Raw genomic sequence first — 2,862 nt, forward strand, 5'->3', positions numbered from 1 at the left:
AGTGATTCCGTGAGTAGTGGTGAGCGAAAGCGGATGAGGCTAAACCGGGCGTGTGTGATAGCCGGCAGGCGTTGCATGTCCGGGGTCGTGGGACCTTCTTGAAGTGGCTGCCGCTGCTTCGAGCAGTGATAAATCCTTCCGATAGTTGAAGCCTCTGGGAAGGGGCGCCGTAGACCGTGAGAGCCGGGTAGACGAAATCGGTTGGACTGCTGGAGGGGATCCCAAGTAGCACGGGGCTCGAGGAATCCTGTGTGAATCTGCCAGGACCACCTGGTAAGCCTAAATACTCCCTGATGACCGATAAAAGGTGAAAAGTGCCCCGGTGAGGGGTCGTGAAATAGTACCTGAAACCGTGTGCCTACAAGCCGTAGGAGCTTACATCAGCTTGCTGGTGTGTGATGTGACTGCGTGCCTTTTGAAGAATGAGCCTGCGAGTTATGGTGTGTGGCGAGGTTAACCCGTGTGGGGGAGCCGTAGCGAAAGCGAGTCTGAAGAGGGCGTTTGAGTCGCATGCTGTAGACCCGAAGCGGAGTGATCTACGCATGGGCAGGTTGAAGCTCAGGTAAGACTGGGTGGAGGACCGAACCCACCAGGGTTGAAAACCTGGGGGATGATCTGTGTGTAGGGGTGAAAGGCCAATCAAACTCCGTGATAGCTGGTTCTCCCCGAAATGCATTTAGGTGCAGCGTTGCGTGTTTCTTGCCGGAGGTAGAGCACTGGATGGCCGATGGGCCCGACAAGGTTACTGACGTCAGCCAAACTCCGAATGCCGGTAAGTGAGAGCGTGGCAGTGAGACTGCGGGCGATAAGGTTCGTAGTCGAGAGGGAAACAGCCCAGATCACCGACTAAGGCCCCTAAGCGTGTGCTAAGTGGGAAAGGATGTGGAGTCGCAGAGACAACCAGGAGGTTGGCTTAGAAGCAGCCACCCTTGAAAGAGTGCGTAATAGCTCACTGGTCAAGTGATTCCGCGCCGACAATGTAGCGGGGCTCAAGTACACCGCCGAAGTCGTGGCATTGATCCCCTTGTGGGGTTGATGGGTAGGGGAGCGTCGTGCAGCTGGCGAAGCAGCCGAGTGATCGAGTTGTGGAGGCTGTGCGAGTGAGAATGCAGGCATGAGTAGCGAATCGAGGGTGAGAAACCCTCGCGCCGGATGACCAAGGGTTCCTGGGCCAGGCTAATCCGCCCAGGGTAAGTCGGGACCTAAGGCGAGGCCGACAGGCGTAGTCGATGGACAACGGGTTGATATTCCCGTACCCGCTTCAATGCGCCCATACTGAACCTCGTGATGCTAAGAGTCCTTAGCTCGGGTTGTCCTTCGGGACGGCCGTCAGGGTGAACGCTCGATCCGATCGGGTAGTAGGTAAGCGATGGGGTGACGCAGGAAGGTAGTCCAGCCCAGGCGATGGTTGACCTGGGGTAAGCATGTAGGGAGCGAGGTAGGCAAATCCGCCTCGCGCGTATCCTGAGATGTGATGCCGAGCCGATTGTGGTGAAGTGGATGATCCTATGCTGCCGAGAAAAGCCTCTAGTGAGTGTTGTGGCGGCCCGTACCCTAAACCGACTCAGGTGGTCAGGTAGAGAATACTAAGGCGATCGGGTGAACTGTGGTTAAGGAACTCGGCAAATTGCCCCCGTAACTTCGGGAGAAGGGGGACCTCTGCTGGTGATGAGTCTTGCACTCGGAGCTGGTGGGGGTCGCAGTGGCCAGGGGGAAGCGACTGTTTACTAAAAACACAGGTCCGTGCGAAGTCGTAAGACGATGTATACGGACTGACGCCTGCCCGGTGCCGGAACGTTAAGGGGACCGCTTAGCTCAGTTTTTGGCTGGGCGAAGGTGAGAACTTAAGCGCCGGTAAACGGCGGTGGTAACTATAACCATCCTAAGGTAGCGAAATTCCTTGTCGGGTAAGTTCCGACCTGCACGAATGGCGTAACGACTTCCCCGCTGTCTCAACCGCAGACCCGGCGAAATTGCACTACGAGTAAAGATGCTCGTTACGCGCAGCAGGACGGAAAGACCCCGGGACCTTCACTACAGCTTGACATTGGCGTTTGGAGCGTCTTGTGTAGGATAGGTGGGAGACTGGGAAGCTCGGACGCTAGTTCGGGTGGAGTCATTGGTGAAATACCACTCTGGTCGTTTTGAACGTCTAACTCTGGTCCGTGATCCGGATCGGGGACAGTGTCTGGTGGGTAGTTTAACTGGGGCGGTTGCCTCCTAAAGGGTAACGGAGGCGCCCAAAGGTTCCCTCAGCCTGGTTGGCAATCAGGTGTTGAGTGTAAGTGCACAAGGGAGCTTGACTGTGAGACTGACGGGTCGAGCAGGAGCGAAAGCTGGGACTAGTGATCCGGCATCGGCGTGTGGAAGCGGTGTCGCTCAACGGCTAAAAGGTACCCCGGGGATAACAGGCTGATCTTCCCCAAGAGTCCATATCGACGGGATGGTTTGGCACCTCGATGTCGGCTCGTCGCATCCTGGGGCTGGAGTAGGTCCCAAGGGTTGGGCTGTTCGCCCATTAAAGCGGTACGCGAGCTGGGTTTAGAACGTCGCGAGACAGTTCGGTCCCTATCCGCTGCGCGCGCAGGAGACTTGAAAGGGGCTGTCCCTAGTACGAGAGGACCGGGACGGACGAACCTCTGGTGTGCCAGTTGTACCGCCAGGTGCACGGCTGGTTGGCTACGTTCGGAAGGGATAACCGCTGAAAGCATCTAAGCGGGAAGCTCGCCTTGAGATGAGGTCTCCCACCACGAGAGTGGGTAAGGCTCCCGGTAGACGACCGGGTTGATAGGCCGGAGGTGGAAGCATGGTAACGTGTGGAGCTGACCGGTACTAATAGGCCGAGGACTTGACCACAAAGCA

At 57.1% G+C, this 2,862-nt stretch carries 1 rRNA gene (running past one end of the window); it reads left to right on the plus strand.

Going from position 1 to position 2,862, the window contains the following annotated elements:
* Positions 1 to 2,856, plus strand: a 23S ribosomal RNA gene (locus tag IO39_RS53975); it begins 98 nt to the left of the window's first position.
* The last annotated feature ends 6 nt before the right edge of the window (positions 2,857 to 2,862 follow it).

This window comes from Nonomuraea candida (genome assembly GCF_000725485.1).
In the GTDB taxonomy this organism is placed as follows: Bacteria; Actinomycetota; Actinomycetes; order Streptosporangiales; family Streptosporangiaceae; genus Nonomuraea; species Nonomuraea candida.